We start from the raw sequence: 13,018 nt of genomic DNA, 5'->3' as shown, positions 1-13,018 counted from the left end.
GCATCGTCGCGATGTGGCTCGCATTCTCGGAGCACAAGCGGCTGCCTGGTTTTTCGAAGTGCCGGGTCGTGTGAGAAAGGAAACGGAACGTAAGAGTCGCTTCCGTTCAGCGGCACGGTTGATGGATACCAGCTTCCATATCGGGCCCGCAACCGTAGTGCTCTCGCTGGAGAGACAATCTCCTTCATTCCCCTTGATTCAGATCAATACGATCCAAACTCGATTGTCGTCCCATGAAATTACTTCAGTAAGATCTCACCCGGGGAGTTCTGCTGCATGAAGATTTTACTTGTATCCTTGGCGATGATAGGCGGCCACACAGCAATTCCAGTCAGCGAACGCGTCCCTCAACTCAATGTCGAGGCAACCTGCAAAGCAACCGTAGCCACTGACAAGGCGATGGCCCTGGATCTGCCGCAGACTTACGACGACTGCATGCGCGACGAAAATTCCGCGCTGCAACAGCTTCATTCCGTATGGCTCACGAATTCCGAAAGCCTTCGAAACCGATGCGAAGGCGAAGCAACAGCTGGCGGCAATGACAGCTATGTTGACCTGCTTACCTGCATGCAAATGGCCGATTGGGCGAAATCGACGCCGGACGCTCCAAAATTGAGGGGAGCGAGTAAGAACCGAAACAAGCTGTGAGATGGCGCCGCCGGACTTCTCCGTTTCTGACGAAGTTCGCGGCGTTCTGATCGTCAGCTGACAGGCTGGCCCTGGTGTCCATGCAATCTGCGTCGTGACGCCAAACAGGCGATTATCATTATCGTCCATCCGGTCCAGCAAGCTTCAGCGCCCCAAGTCCGCGACCGCGGCAACGCCGGCGGCGCGCATTTGTATCGATTTGTTATCGATACTGCCGCTTGGACACGCAGAAGTGGTCGCGGCGATGCCGGCCGGGTGAGATAATTCATAGTTCGTCAAAGGTTTGCAGCGAATTCTCGGGGTCGAGCCGGACGAACGGCCCATGCTGCTGCAGGCTCTGGAATGCGGACTCAAACGACCAGCTATTTCGCGCGGCTGTTCGCCGGCGATCTGTCGGCCTTTGGCGGTCCCGCAACCGACGAAGCCGTCGCCGGCCATATCCGCGCCGAACAGATGTCGCTGGTGCTCGGCTATTCCGTCGGCATCATGCTGGCCAATGCCTGCAACGCCGCCGTGCTTGCCATCGCGCTGTGGCATTCGCCGGACCTGAAGCTGGCCTTGATCTGGGCCGTCATCGTGGCGGGCGCCGCGATCGCATTCGGCGTGCAATCCCACGCCGCGCGGCGCATCACCAAACCGCAATTCGTCTCGCGCCGGGCCATGCATCGGCTGGTGCGCAATACCTTCGTCCTCGGCGCCGCCTGGGGCATCGTTCCGGTCGCATTCTTCACCGACGCCTCAACCGGCGGGCAGCTCGTCATCACCTGCCTTTGTTCGGGGATGCTGGCGGGCGGCGCTCTGGCCTTCGCCACGATCCCGATCGCGGCGATCGCATTCACGGCCCCGATCTTCGCCGGCATCGCCATCTGCCTCGGCAGGAATGGCGATCCGGCGTTTCTACTGATCGCCTTCCTGGTGGTGGTGTACGGATCGGTGCTGCTGCGCAGCGTGTTCGTCAATTCGGTCTCGTTCGCGCGGCGGGTGATGCGACAGATCGAGGCGGAACGTACCGTGCGGCAGGATCCTCTCACCCTCCTGCCCAACCGGTTCGCCTTCAACGAGACGCTCGATGCCGCCCTGAAGCGGCTCGCCCTGTCCGGCGAGGAATTCGCGGTGCTGCTGCTCGACCTCGATCGCTTCAAGGAGGTCAACGACCAATTCGGCCATCCCGCCGGCGACGAATTCCTGGTCCAGGTCGCAAGCCGCCTGCAACGCTGCACCCGCGCGGCCGAGCATGTCGCGCGCATCGGCGGCGACGAGTTCGCGCTGGTGATGGCCAATCTCACGCGGCCTGAAGAGGCGCTCGAGCTCGCCGAGCGCTTCGCCGCGGCCTTCGACGAACCGTTCCAGATCGAGGGGCGCCAGATCGTCGGCGCGACAAGCATCGGCATCGTGCTGGCGCCGCGCGACGGCAGCACGCAGCTCGACATCATGAAGAATGCCGACGCCGCGCTCTACCGCGCCAAGAAGGCGGGCCCCGGCACGGTCTGCTTCTTCGAGGAAGCCGACGACCGCTTATCCCGTGATCGCAAGGCGCTGCAATCGGACCTCGAAGGCGCCATCGCGCGCGATGAGCTGTTCCTGGTGTTCCAGCCGTTCCTCGATCTCGGTGAGAACCGGATCACCGGCTTCGAGGCTCTGCTGCGCTGGCGGCATCCCTCGCGCGGGCTGGTGCCGCCGAGTGAATTCATTCCGATCGCCGAGGAGACTGGGCTGATCCACGAGATCGGCGAATGGGTGATCCGGCGCGCCTGCGCGACGCTGGCGGACTGGCCGGAAGAGATCAGGGTCGCCGTGAACTTCTCGGCCGCGCAGTTTCGCAACAACGGCCTCCTGCAGATCATCGTGCAGGCGCTTGCCGACGCGAGGATCGCCCCGCACCGGCTCGAGATAGAGATCACGGAATCGATGTTGCTGTCGAAATACGGCTCGGCCGCGTCGGTTCTCAATGCGCTGCTGCAGCTCGGCGTCACCGTGGCGCTCGACGATTTCGGAACGGGCTTCTCCTCGCTCACCTATCTGCGCAAGCTGCCGTTCAGCCGCATCAAGATCGACCAGTCCTTCATCCGCGACATGCTGGTGCAGCCGGACTGCGCCGCGATCGTGAAGTCGGTGATCTCGCTGGCGCGCGACCTGCGCATCGGCGTGGTCGCCGAAGGCGTCGAGACCGCCGACCAGCTCGAATATCTGCGCCAGATCAGTTGCGACGAGGTCCAGGGCTACCTGATCAGCCGGCCGGTGTCGGCCGAAGGCGTTCTGGCGCTGCTGGACGCGAAGAAGATGCGGGCGACTTACGCGGCGTAGATCTGCCGCGGCACATCCTTCGAGACGCCCGCCTTTGGAGCCGGGCGAACCATGAGGCCGAGCAGCGAGCTCAGACCGCATCCGCCCGCAGCAACGTATCCACCGTGATGGTGCCGCGCGCGCGGGAGACGCAGGCGCAGATCTTCTGGTTGCTTTGCTTCTGGTGGTCGCTGAAGAAGACGTCGCGGTGATCGATCTTGCCGTCGACGGCGACCACGTCGATGGCGCAGAGGCCGCATTCACCGCGCTTGCAATCGTACATGACGTCGTGGCCGCTGGCGTTGAGCACGTCCAGCATCGAGCGCTCGCGCGGGATTTCGAGCTCGACATCGGAGCCCTTCAGGCGAACCCGGAACGTCTCGGTGGGCAATGTGCCGCTGGAGCCGAACGTCTCGTAGCGGAGATCGGGGAGCGGATGGCCGGCACCGATCCAGGCATGGCGCGCGGCATCCAGCATCCGCATCGGGCCGCAGAACAGCGCCAATGCGCCTTGCGGCAATGACGCGAACAGCGCGTCGAGATCGAGTCGTCTGGCCTCATCGCTCGCATGGACGACCAGACGGTCGCCGAGCATCGCAGCGAGATCGTCGAGATAGGCGGCCTCGCCGCGCGAGCGCACGGCGTAGTGCAGCGTGACATCGGCACCGCGCCGCGCCAGCGCCTGCGCGGCGCCGAGGATCGGCGTGATGCCGATGCCGCCGGCGATCAGGCAATAGCTTTCGCGGGCCCAGTCGACCGCGAGCAGCGAAGCGGGCTGGGTGATGTCGAGCCGCGCGCCGGCTTGTAGCGACCACATATAGCGCGAGCCGCCGCGGGAATCCTCGGCGCGGCGGACCGCGATCCGCAAGCCGCGCGACGCGGCTTCGCCGACCAGCGAATAGGATCGCGTCTCGGGCTGGCCGTCGATGGTTACGCTGACATTGATGTGGCTGCCGACCGGATAGGCGGCACCGTCGAACTGATCCGGCTGGATCAGGAATTCGCGGATGTCGGGGGCGAGATCGCGCGTCGAGACGAGCGTCGCCGGGATCCAGGTTTCGATGAAGCGCATGGCACTGCCCTCAATCGGTTGCGGTCTTGATCAGCGCGAGCGCCGGCAAGAGGTCGAGATGGGTCCGGTTGCGCAGCGCAAGCCGCAGATTGCGGACCGCGAGCCGCGCGTGCTCGCGCATGACCGCCTCGGCGCGGGCGCCTTCGCGGTTCTCGATGGCGTCGATCACGACGCGATGATGCTCCTGCCCGATGATCAGGATCTGCTGCGCCTCGGGCAGCGCGGACTGCGCCATCACGAAGCCGCTGGGCGAGGCGAACGGCAGCGCCGAGGCGCGGTCGATCTGCCGGATCAAAGGGGGGCTGCGCGACAATTCGGTGAGCAGCGCATGGAAGCGCGCGTTCAGCGCGACATAGGACGAGAACGCGTCGACCGAGATCGGCACCTGGCGCAGCAATTCTTCGATCGCGGCGAGGCACTCCTTGAGCGGCTCGAGCTCGCGTGCCGAGACGCCGCGCTCGGCGGCAAAGCGCGCGGCAAGGCCCTCCAGCGTGCCGCGCAGCTCGATGGAATCGGAGATGTCGCGCTCGGAAAACGCCTTCACCATGAAGCCGCCGGACGGGATCGCCTCCAGCAGGCCCTCCTCCTCCAGCCGCACCAGCGCCATGCGCACCGGCGTGCGCGAGGCGCCGGTGGTTTCCACCGCCTGCAGCTCGGAGATGCGCTCGCCCGGGCGCAGAGAGCCCGACAGGATCTGGTCGCGCAGCGCGAGCTGCGCCTTCACGGTCTGCGAGACGGAACGGTCGACCTCACGCTCGGCCATGTCGGCCTACTCCGCAGCCTGGAGATGCTGCGGCGGGTTTTCCTTCGCCACCATCCTGTCGATCAGCTTGCGCGTCCACATCGCGCCGGCGTCGATGTTGAGGTTGTAGAAGATGCGATCGGGGTTCTCATCCATCGCGCGCTGCTGGGCTTCGAGGATCAGCTCGTCCTCGTGGAAGATGCCGGAGACGCCCTCGCGGATCTCGGTGGTGATGCGCTGCTCGCCGATCTGATAGTTGCGCACGAATGCCCAGAAATAATGGCAGGTCTTCTCGGTCTCGGGCGTGATGGTGTTGAGCACAAAACCGTTGACGCCCTGCGAGCGGTCGCCTTCGGGCGCGCCGGTGCCGGTGGGCGCCACGCCGACGTCGATGGCGATGGTGCACGGCGCCTCGAAGCGGATGATCTGCCAGCGGTCGACGAGGCCGGTCTTGCCGAGCTGCTTGGCCCAGAACGGCGGCGCCTCGATGCCGCGCATCCAGCGCGTCACCGTAACGGTCTTCTCGCCATGGGTGACGTCGAACGGCGCTTCGGCGACCGCGTCATTGCCGATGGAGGAGCCGTGCACGAAGGTCTCGTGGGTGAGGTCCATGAGATTGTCGAGCACGAGGCGGTAGTCGCAATTGACGCGGATGGTCTTGCCATCACCGGCCCAGGCCGGATCGTGGTTCCAGTGCATGTCGGGGACGAGCGCGGGATCGGCCAGCGCGGGGTCGCCCATCCAGAGCCAGATGTAGCGATGACGTTCGACCACGGGATAGGCGCGCACGCAGGCCGACGGGTTGATGGTCTCCTGCGAGGGCATGAAGGTGCAGCGGCCCTGCGCATTGTACTTCAGCCCGTGATAGCCGCAGACGACGGTGTCGCCCTCGAGCCGGCCCTTGGACAGCGGCACCAGGCGGTGCCAGCAGGCGTCCTCCAGCGCGGCCACCGAGCCGTCGGCCTTGCGGTACATCACGACATGCTTGCCGCAGATCGTCCGCGGCAGCAGCGCCGGCTTGACGTCGGCGTCCCAGGCGGCGGCGTACCATGCGTTCATCGGGAAGGGTTTTGTCACCGGTCTCACTCCCAAGGCTTATGAATACGTTATGTATACAATAGCGAGGGCACGAGATTGGTTCAAGGTCGATTTTGGCTTACCAAATTACCATTATCGTCTATTATGTATACAGGATTGACCGGTGCCTTGGCGGCTACGCCCCGAACACCTTCTTCAGCCCCGCCTGGGCTTCTTCCTGAATCCGCTTCAGGTGCTCAGTGCTGCGGAAGCTTTCGGCGTAGATCTTGTAGACATCCTCCGTCCCGGACGGCCGCGCCGCGAACCAGCCGAAATCGGTCTCGACCTTGATGCCGCCGAACGTCTGGCCGTTGCCGGGCGCCTTGCTGAGCGTGGCGCGGACGGGATCGCCGGCGAGATCCTTCAGGCCGAGCTGCTCGGGCGTGACGGACTTCAAGATGTTCTTCTGCGGCGTGGTGGCGGCGACATCGATGCGCGCGTAATGCGGCACGCCGAGCTCGGCCGTGAGGTCGTTGAACAGCTGGCTGGGATCGCGGCCGGTCTTGGCCATGATCTCGGCTGCGAGCAGGCCGAGAATGATGCCGTCCTTGTCGGTGGTCCACACGGTGCCGTCGCGTCGCAGGAACGAGGCGCCCGCACTCTCCTCGCCGCCGAACCCGAAAGAGCCGCCGACGAGGCCGTCGACGAACCATTTGAAGCCGACCGGCGTCTCGACCAGCTTGCGGCCGAGTTTTTTAGCAACGCGGTCGATGATCGAGCTCGACACCACGGTCTTGCCGATCGCCGCGTCCTTGCCCCAGTTCGGGCGGTGCGCGAACAGGTAGGCGATCGCGGTCGCCAGATAATGGTTCGGATTCATCAGGCCGCCGGTGCGCGTCACGATGCCGTGCCGATCGGCATCGGTGTCGTTGGCGAAGGCGACGTCGAAGCGATCTCGCATGGCGATCAGGCTCGCCATCGCATACGGCGAGGAGCAGTCCATGCGGATCTTGCCGTCCCAGTCCACCGTCATGAAGCGGAAGGTCGGATCGATCGCCTCGTTCACCACGGTCGCCTTCAGGCCATAGCGCTCGATGATCGGATGCCAGTAATGCACGGCGGCGCCGCCGAGCGGATCGATGCCGATATTGATGCCGGCGGATTTCACGAGGTCGAGATCGACGACGTTGCCGAGATCGGCGACGTAAGGCGTAACGAAATCATAGGCGCGGACGTTCGACGATTTCAGCGCCTTGGCATAGTCGATGCGCTTTACACCCTTGATCCCGTCGGCGAGATAGGCGTTGGCGCGTTTCTCGACCACGCCGGTCACATCGGTGTCGGCCGGGCCGCCATGCGGCGGATTGTATTTGTAGCCGCCATCCTCCGGCGGATTGTGCGAGGGCGTGATGACGACGCCATCGGCCAGACCCGACGTGCGGCCCTTGTTGTAGGTCAGGATCGCATGCGAGATGACGGGCGTCGGCGTGTAGCCGCCATCCCTGTCGATCATGATGTCGACGCCGTTGGCCGCGAACACCTCGACGGCGCTGACCAGCGCCGGCTCGGCCAGCGCATGGGTGTCGATGCCGATGAAGAGCGGACCGGTCAGCCCCTTTTCTCGCCGGTAATCACAAATGGCCTGCGTGGTCGCCAGGATATGGCCCTCGTTGAAGCTGTTCTTGAACGAGGTGCCGCGATGACCCGAGGTGCCGAACGCCACCCGCTGTGCGGGATCCGCGACATCGGGCTTGCCGGCGAAATAGGCCGTCACCAGCCGCGGAACGTTGGTGAGCGCGTCCGGCGAGACCTGCTTGCCCGCCGCGGGATGAACATCAGCCACTGAAATATCCTCGTCGTTGAAAGATGAAGGTCCTGTCACACCATACCATCGGGCTTGCACCCGCCAACCCAAAAGCCCTTCGTCAACACTGGCAACAAATGGCCGCATTTGGGGCCGTGAATACAGACATGACCATTTTCGCAACGGCCGTGCTGCTCGCCAGTTCCTTGGTGTTATCGTCTCCGGAACATGTGAGGGAGGCCGACGTCGAGCCCAATCCGATCCTGCGCAATGCGGCGGTGGATCACGACCTCGCCAGGGTGAAGCGACGGATCGAGCGGGCGCTCCACAGCGACGCAACAGATACGACGGAGGCATCCCCTCCTCCGCGCACCGTGCGCTGACGCCACGCGTCGGACCCGTTCCCCGGGCCGTCCGCTCCCACGCACTCGCGGGATCATGCTATGGTTCGAGGCATCCCGGCCCTTCGAATCGTCCCCATGGTCCTCTCGCGCAAGCTGCTGCCCCTGCTGATCGCCTGGCTTGCGCTGGCCGGTGCGTCGTCGCGCGCCATTGCCGCCGAATTCTACACCGAGGACCTCCGCATCCCGATGGCCGAGGCCGGCCCGCAGGGGCTGGAGGCGTTCCTGGTCCGCCCTGCGGGTGCGAAGCGCTATCCGCTCGCGCTGCTCAGCCACGGCTCGCCGCGCAGTTTCGACGACCGCGCGACCATGTCGGCGCACAAATATTACGGCATCGCGCTGGAATATGCCCGGCGCGGCTTTGCGGCGCTTATCGTGATGCGGCGCGGTTACGGCACTTCGCCGGGCGGCCGCGTCGACAGCGTCGGCGGTTGCGCCAATGCCGCTTATCTGCCGGCGGCGGCGGTTGCCGTCGCGGATTTGCGCGCCGCGATCGACGCGATGGGGCGCAGGGCCGACGTGACGACATCGGGCATGATCGCGGCCGGCCATTCCGCCGGCGGGCTCGCCACCGTCGCGCTGACCGCGCAGGCGCCGTCCGGCCTCGTCGCCGCGATCAGCTTTGCCGGCGGCCGCAGCTCGCGCGATCATGACGAGGTCTGCAATCCCGACGGGCTGGTGCAGGCCTTCGCCAGCTTCGGCAAGACCTCGCGCGTGCCGATGCTGTGGGTCTATGCCAGCAACGATTCGTACTTCGGTCCCGATCTCGCGCGGCGCCTCCATGACGGATTTCGCGCCGGCGGCGGCGCCGCGAAATTCATCGCGGCACCGCCTTACGGCGACGATGGCCACTATCTCTATTCCGTCGTGGGTCGTCCGCAATGGACGCCGTATCTCGACGCCTTCCTGCGCGAGCGCGGGCTCGGCCATGATATCCTCAGCCCGCCCGATCCGCTGCCGCCGCCGGGCCAGCTCGACGAGGCCGCGCGCGCCGAGTTCGCGCGCTATCTCGCCAGCACCATGCCGCACAAGGCTTTTGCGTTGTCGCCGAACGGCGGTTACGGCTGGCGCTCGGGACGCGCGACGACCGACGACGCCCAGCGCGATTCGCTCGGCGCCTGCATGAAATGGTCGCCCACCTGCACGCTCTATGCAGTCGACGACAGGTTGGCGGGCGCGCAAAGGACGTCGACGGATCAGAGCGCCCGCGCGCGATAGGCGCGAGGGCGATCAGGTCTTTCGGCAGGTGAGGCTAGAGCCGCTCGCTGAGCGCGAGCTTGTAGCCGACGCCGGTGACAGTGGAGATGACGGGTGTGCCGCTGCCGACGAGCTTGCGGCGCAGCCGCGCCACCAGGGCATCGACCGTGCGGATGTCGACCTCGGCCTGGCGGTTGCTCACGACCTCGATCAGATAGTCGCGGCTGAGCGGCCTGCCGTCGGCGCCGACGAGCGCCGCGAGCAGGTCGAATTCGGCCCGCGTCAACGATACCGGCTTGCCGTCGCTGCCGAGCAACTCGCGCCGCGTCAGGTCGATGATCCAGTCGCCGAACGCGATCGAATTGTGGTTCCGCGCCGCCTTGCGGTCGATCGAGCGCCGTCGGAGCACGCTGCGGGCGCGCGCGAGCAGGTCGCGCAGATTGATCGGCTTGGTGACGTAATGGTCGGCGGCGATCTCGAGGCCGAGGATACGATCGACGTCGGTGTCGCGGCGGGTCACGAAGATGATGCCCGCGTTGCTGGTCGCCTGGATCTCCTTGGCGAGCTCAAAACCGTCGCCGTCGGGCAACTGCACGTCGAGGAAGATGAGATCAGTGCGCGCGCGCAGCGCCTGCCGGCATTCCGCGCAGGAGCCGGCACCGACCACGTCGAAATTGTTCTCGCTGAAGTAACCGACCAGCATCGTCCGCGTCACCGGATCGTCTTCGACGACGATCAGCCGCTCGCGGCCAGCGGGACGCAATTCCTGAAGTGCGGAATCAGCCACGATCTTGGATGTCCTGTGTGCCTGCGGGCCCGCCTGAAAATTCAGGTCGTAGCGCAATGCGATGTCTTGTGAACGAGCATTCACAACCGTTCGAGCCCCCGAATTGCCTGCCAGAATACTAGGCGTCTTGTGCCGCCCAAACAACATTGGTCACGATCCAGCCGTATTAAGTATGAATTGGCCCACAATTCTCATCCCGCGCATGGTGTGCGGGAAATCGCCTGCACAAGCCGAAGTTGTGCGAGACGGCAGCCCGAGGCTCCCGCGGCAGCTTGCCCCGCCAAGAGCTTCGAAACTATTGTCCACCCGAAAAGCCTGCACATGGAGTAGCCGCCATGGAAGTCGTACTGCTCGGCACCGGCGGGCCGCGCCCGGACCCGCGCCGCATGGCGACCACCACGCTGATCAGGCTCGGCGAGGAGAACATCCTGTTCGACGCAGGCCGTGGCGTCATGCTGCAACTCGGCAAGGCCGGCGTGCCGCTCGGCGCCGTCAACACGGTCTTTCTCACCCATCACCATTTCGACCATATCGGCGACCTCTACGATGTGATGCTGAATTCATGGATGCACGGGCGCAAGGACGAGCTGCGCATCTATGGGCCGCCGGACACCGAACGGCTGGTCAACACGCTGATCACGCAGGTCTACGACAAGGACATCACCTGGCGCGACAAGGGCGAGCCGAGCTTCGGCGGCTGGAAGCCGGTCGTCGCGACGGACATCGTGCCGGGCCCGGTTCTCGACACCGGGCGCTGGAAGATCAGCGCCGAGCTGGTCTCGCACGGCGACGGCCTCGACATGCCGCCCGCCTTTCTCCAGCGCTGGATGTGCCTCGGCTACCGCTTCGAGGCGGCGGGCAAGATCATCGCGATTTCCGGCGACACGGTCCCCTGCCCCGGTCTCGAGCGACTGGCGGAGGGAGCCGATTTGCTCGTCCAGTGCTGCTTCCTCGCCACGCCGGAGATCAACAACGAGCACCTCCGCCGCCTTGCGAAATTCACGATTGCCTGCGGCGATACGGTCGGCAAGGTCGCAGCCAAGGCCGGCGTGAAGAAGCTCGCGCTGACCCATCACCGGCCGCGCACCGACGATTCCATGTTGAATGCACTGCTCGCGGGCGTCAGGCGGGACTATTCGGGTCCCGTCGTGCTCGGCGAGGACCTCACGCGGATCGAGGTTTGAGAGCCATCAGGCGGCCGGCTTCAGGACGATCCGACCTCGATCCGGAACGACAATTGCTCTTCCGTTCCCGGCGCGATGTGCATCAGGCCCGGCTTGTCGCTGAACTCGCCATCGAAGCCGGCAGGACTGGCATAGCCGCGCCAGGGCTCGATGCAGAGGAACGGCGCGCCTGTCGGCCTCGACCAGACACCGAGCTCGCGAAAGCCGCGCCACGACATTGTCAGCCACGGCCCGCTGGACGCGCCCTGCCCCGCGGCATAGCGGACCGAACTGCTCGCGATCCGGTCGAAGATGATTGCATCGTCGACGAACAGGGAAGCGGACAAGGGCAGCACGGTGCCGTCGACCGGGCTCGGCTCCGCTGCCGGACGCAGCAAGCCGCCATCGAGACGGCGGACGGGGGATGGCTCTGCGTTCGCGAAGGTCAGCGCGTAACTCTCCTTCGCCACTCCCGGTCGGAGCGGCCAGTTGAAAGCGGGATGGCCGCCGAGCGAGGCCGGCAACGTTTCGTTGCCGGTGTTCGCGATCGTGAGCGAAAGATCGAGACCGAATTCGTCGAGCACATAGGTCGCCGTCAGGCGAAACGCGAAGGGGTAGAGCGCACGTGTCGTCTCGCTGTCTTCGAGCACGAGGGCACAGCGACTCTCGCCGCGTTCCGACCACGCAAAGCGGCTGTCCCGCGCGAATCCGTGCTGGGTCATCCGGTACGTCCTGCCCCGGTGCCGCAATTCGTCTTTGGCGAGACGCCCGACGATCGGAAACAGCAGCGGCGCATGGCGCGGCCAGGCCGGCTCCGCCTGCCAGACGAATTCGACGCTGTCCTTGTGCTTGAGCGAGCACATCTCGGCGCCGTGCGCCTTGATGGTCGCGGTGAGAGCGCCGCTGCGGATCGTGTGCGTGTCGTCGGTCATGACCGTCCTCATCGCGAAAGTCGAGGTGGCGGGCGAAGCGCCGCTGCCTCGTGCGAGCAGACCATAAGTATTGGAGGATGTTTTGCCCGCCCCGGTATGGGCGAAGCGAAGCTCAGCTTCGCATCGCCGTGCCAGGTCCGCCTGCCAGGCTTCCTCGTCAGGCTTGGGACGACCGTCCGACGCTCTCATAGACGAACCCAGCCGCAGCCATCTCTTCGGGACGGTAGATGTTGCGGAGATCCACGACGACGGGCTGGATCATGGTCGCCTTCAGCCGGTCGAGATCGAGCGCACGGAACTGCACCCATTCGGTGACGATGACGATCGCGTCGGCGCCTTGCGCGCAGGAATAGGCGTCCTCGCAATAGGTGATGCTGGGCAGCTCGCCCTTGGCCTGCTCCATGCCGACGGGGTCGAACGCCTTCACCTTCGCCCCCATGTCGATCAGGCCGGTGACGAGCGGGATCGACGGCGCGTCGCGCATGTCGTCGGTGTCGGGCTTGAAGGTGAGCCCGAGCACGGCGATGGTCTTGCCGCGCAAGCTACCGCCGAGCGCCTGGCTGACTTTCCGCGCCATCGCGCGCTTGCGGTTCTCGTTGACCGCGAGCACGGATTCGACGATGCGCAAGGAGACGTCATAGTCCTGCGCGATCTTGATCAGCGCCTTGGTGTCCTTGGGAAAGCAGGAACCGCCGAAGCCGGGGCCGGCATGCAGGAATTTGGTGCCGATGCGGTTGTCCAGGCCAATGCCGCGCGCGACCTCCTGCACGTTGGCACCGACTTTTTCGGAGAGGTCGGCGATCTCGTTGATGAAGGTGATCTTGGTCGCGAGGAACGCGTTGGCGGCGTATTTGATCATCTCCGCGGTGCGGCGTTCGGTGAACATCAGCGGCGCCTGGTTCAGCGACAGCGGACGGTAGATGTCGCCCATCACCTTGCGGCCGCGCTCGTCGGAGGTGCCGACGACGACGC

At 65.2% G+C, this 13,018-nt stretch carries 12 protein-coding genes; 5 read left to right on the top strand and 7 right to left on the bottom strand.

Translation table 11 applies throughout. The features are described 5' to 3' along the window. The first annotated feature begins 276 nt into the window (after nucleotides 1-276). Nucleotides 277-648 (top strand): hypothetical protein, encoded by a 372-nt coding sequence (locus OC450_RS04060; RefSeq protein ID WP_256807867.1) that lies wholly within the window; start codon nucleotides 277-279, stop codon nucleotides 646-648. 342 nt (nucleotides 649-990) lie between these two features. Continuing rightward, entirely contained in the window at nucleotides 991-2,952 is a 1,962-nt protein-coding gene (locus OC450_RS04055; protein WP_262047242.1) for a putative bifunctional diguanylate cyclase/phosphodiesterase, read from the top strand. A gap of 70 nt (nucleotides 2,953-3,022) precedes the next feature. On the opposite strand, the gene OC450_RS04050 is transcribed toward OC450_RS04055, so the two are convergent. From OC450_RS04050 to pgm, 4 genes are all read right to left on the bottom strand, one after another. After that, the gene (locus tag OC450_RS04050) at nucleotides 3,023-4,003 is read right to left on the bottom strand and encodes a PDR/VanB family oxidoreductase (protein WP_262047241.1); all 981 of its coding nucleotides are present in this window, start codon (nucleotides 4,001-4,003) and stop codon (nucleotides 3,023-3,025) included. A gap of 10 nt (nucleotides 4,004-4,013) precedes the next feature. Next, complete coding sequence (locus tag OC450_RS04045) at nucleotides 4,014-4,766, bottom strand: GntR family transcriptional regulator (protein WP_211387023.1); 753 nt, start codon at nucleotides 4,764-4,766, stop codon at nucleotides 4,014-4,016. 6 nt (nucleotides 4,767-4,772) lie between these two features. Beyond that, a complete protein-coding gene (locus OC450_RS04040) occupies nucleotides 4,773-5,822 on the bottom strand; it encodes an aromatic ring-hydroxylating dioxygenase subunit alpha (protein ID WP_211387024.1) in 1,050 nt (349 codons plus the stop codon). Between the two features lie 136 nt (nucleotides 5,823-5,958). Beyond that, complete coding sequence (gene pgm / locus OC450_RS04035; protein ID WP_262047240.1) at nucleotides 5,959-7,605, bottom strand: phosphoglucomutase (alpha-D-glucose-1,6-bisphosphate-dependent); 1,647 nt, start codon at nucleotides 7,603-7,605, stop codon at nucleotides 5,959-5,961. A gap of 128 nt (nucleotides 7,606-7,733) precedes the next feature. Here pgm and OC450_RS04030 point away from each other — a divergent pair, with 128 nt between their 5' ends. Then, nucleotides 7,734-7,949, top strand: a complete 216-nt coding sequence (locus OC450_RS04030; protein WP_211387026.1) for a hypothetical protein — start codon at nucleotides 7,734-7,736, stop codon at nucleotides 7,947-7,949. A gap of 96 nt (nucleotides 7,950-8,045) precedes the next feature. After that, on the top strand, nucleotides 8,046-9,185 hold the full coding sequence (locus OC450_RS04025; RefSeq protein ID WP_262047239.1) for an alpha/beta hydrolase family protein: 1,140 nt from the start codon (nucleotides 8,046-8,048) through the stop codon (nucleotides 9,183-9,185). Nucleotides 9,186-9,219: 34 nt separating this feature from the next. Here the strand turns inward: OC450_RS04025 and OC450_RS04020 are convergent, their stop codons facing one another. Further along, nucleotides 9,220-10,035 (bottom strand): response regulator transcription factor, encoded by an 816-nt coding sequence (locus OC450_RS04020; RefSeq protein ID WP_262047238.1) that lies wholly within the window; start codon nucleotides 10,033-10,035, stop codon nucleotides 9,220-9,222. Between the two features lie 251 nt (nucleotides 10,036-10,286). On the opposite strand from OC450_RS04020, the gene OC450_RS04015 reads away from it, so the two are divergent. Next, nucleotides 10,287-11,135: an MBL fold metallo-hydrolase gene (locus OC450_RS04015; RefSeq protein ID WP_262047237.1), complete on the top strand. Its 849-nt coding sequence runs from the start codon at nucleotides 10,287-10,289 to the stop codon at nucleotides 11,133-11,135. Nucleotides 11,136-11,155: 20 nt separating this feature from the next. On the opposite strand, the gene OC450_RS04010 is transcribed toward OC450_RS04015, so the two are convergent. Next, nucleotides 11,156-12,046, bottom strand: a complete 891-nt coding sequence (locus OC450_RS04010; RefSeq protein WP_211387030.1) for an aldose 1-epimerase family protein — start codon at nucleotides 12,044-12,046, stop codon at nucleotides 11,156-11,158. A gap of 157 nt (nucleotides 12,047-12,203) precedes the next feature. Continuing rightward, on the bottom strand, nucleotides 12,204-13,018 hold an 815-nt coding region (locus OC450_RS04005; RefSeq protein WP_262047236.1), incomplete at its 5' end, for a UDP-glucose dehydrogenase family protein.

It is taken from the genome of Bradyrhizobium sp. Bra78, assembly GCF_024519855.1.
GTDB lineage: Bacteria > Pseudomonadota > Alphaproteobacteria > Rhizobiales > Xanthobacteraceae > Bradyrhizobium > Bradyrhizobium japonicum_G.
Note: the sequence above shows the minus strand (reverse complement) of the source record. Positions and strands in the feature narration are given on the sequence as shown.

Bases quoted from the DNA above. Each gene is read 5' to 3' on its own strand.
- OC450_RS04060 (WP_256807867.1), top strand. From the start codon at position 277: ATGAAGATTTTACTTGTATCCTTGGCGATGATAGGCGGCCACACAGCA.
- OC450_RS04055 (WP_262047242.1), top strand. From the start codon at position 991: ATGCGGACTCAAACGACCAGCTATTTCGCGCGGCTGTTCGCCGGCGAT.
- OC450_RS04050 (WP_262047241.1), bottom strand. From the start codon at position 4,003: ATGCGCTTCATCGAAACCTGGATCCCGGCGACGCTCGTCTCGACGCGC.
- OC450_RS04045 (WP_211387023.1), bottom strand. From the start codon at position 4,766: ATGGCCGAGCGTGAGGTCGACCGTTCCGTCTCGCAGACCGTGAAGGCG.
- OC450_RS04030 (WP_211387026.1), top strand. From the start codon at position 7,734: ATGACCATTTTCGCAACGGCCGTGCTGCTCGCCAGTTCCTTGGTGTTA.
- OC450_RS04025 (WP_262047239.1), top strand. From the start codon at position 8,046: ATGGTCCTCTCGCGCAAGCTGCTGCCCCTGCTGATCGCCTGGCTTGCG.
- OC450_RS04015 (WP_262047237.1), top strand. From the start codon at position 10,287: ATGGAAGTCGTACTGCTCGGCACCGGCGGGCCGCGCCCGGACCCGCGC.
- OC450_RS04010 (WP_211387030.1), bottom strand. From the start codon at position 12,046: ATGACCGACGACACGCACACGATCCGCAGCGGCGCTCTCACCGCGACC.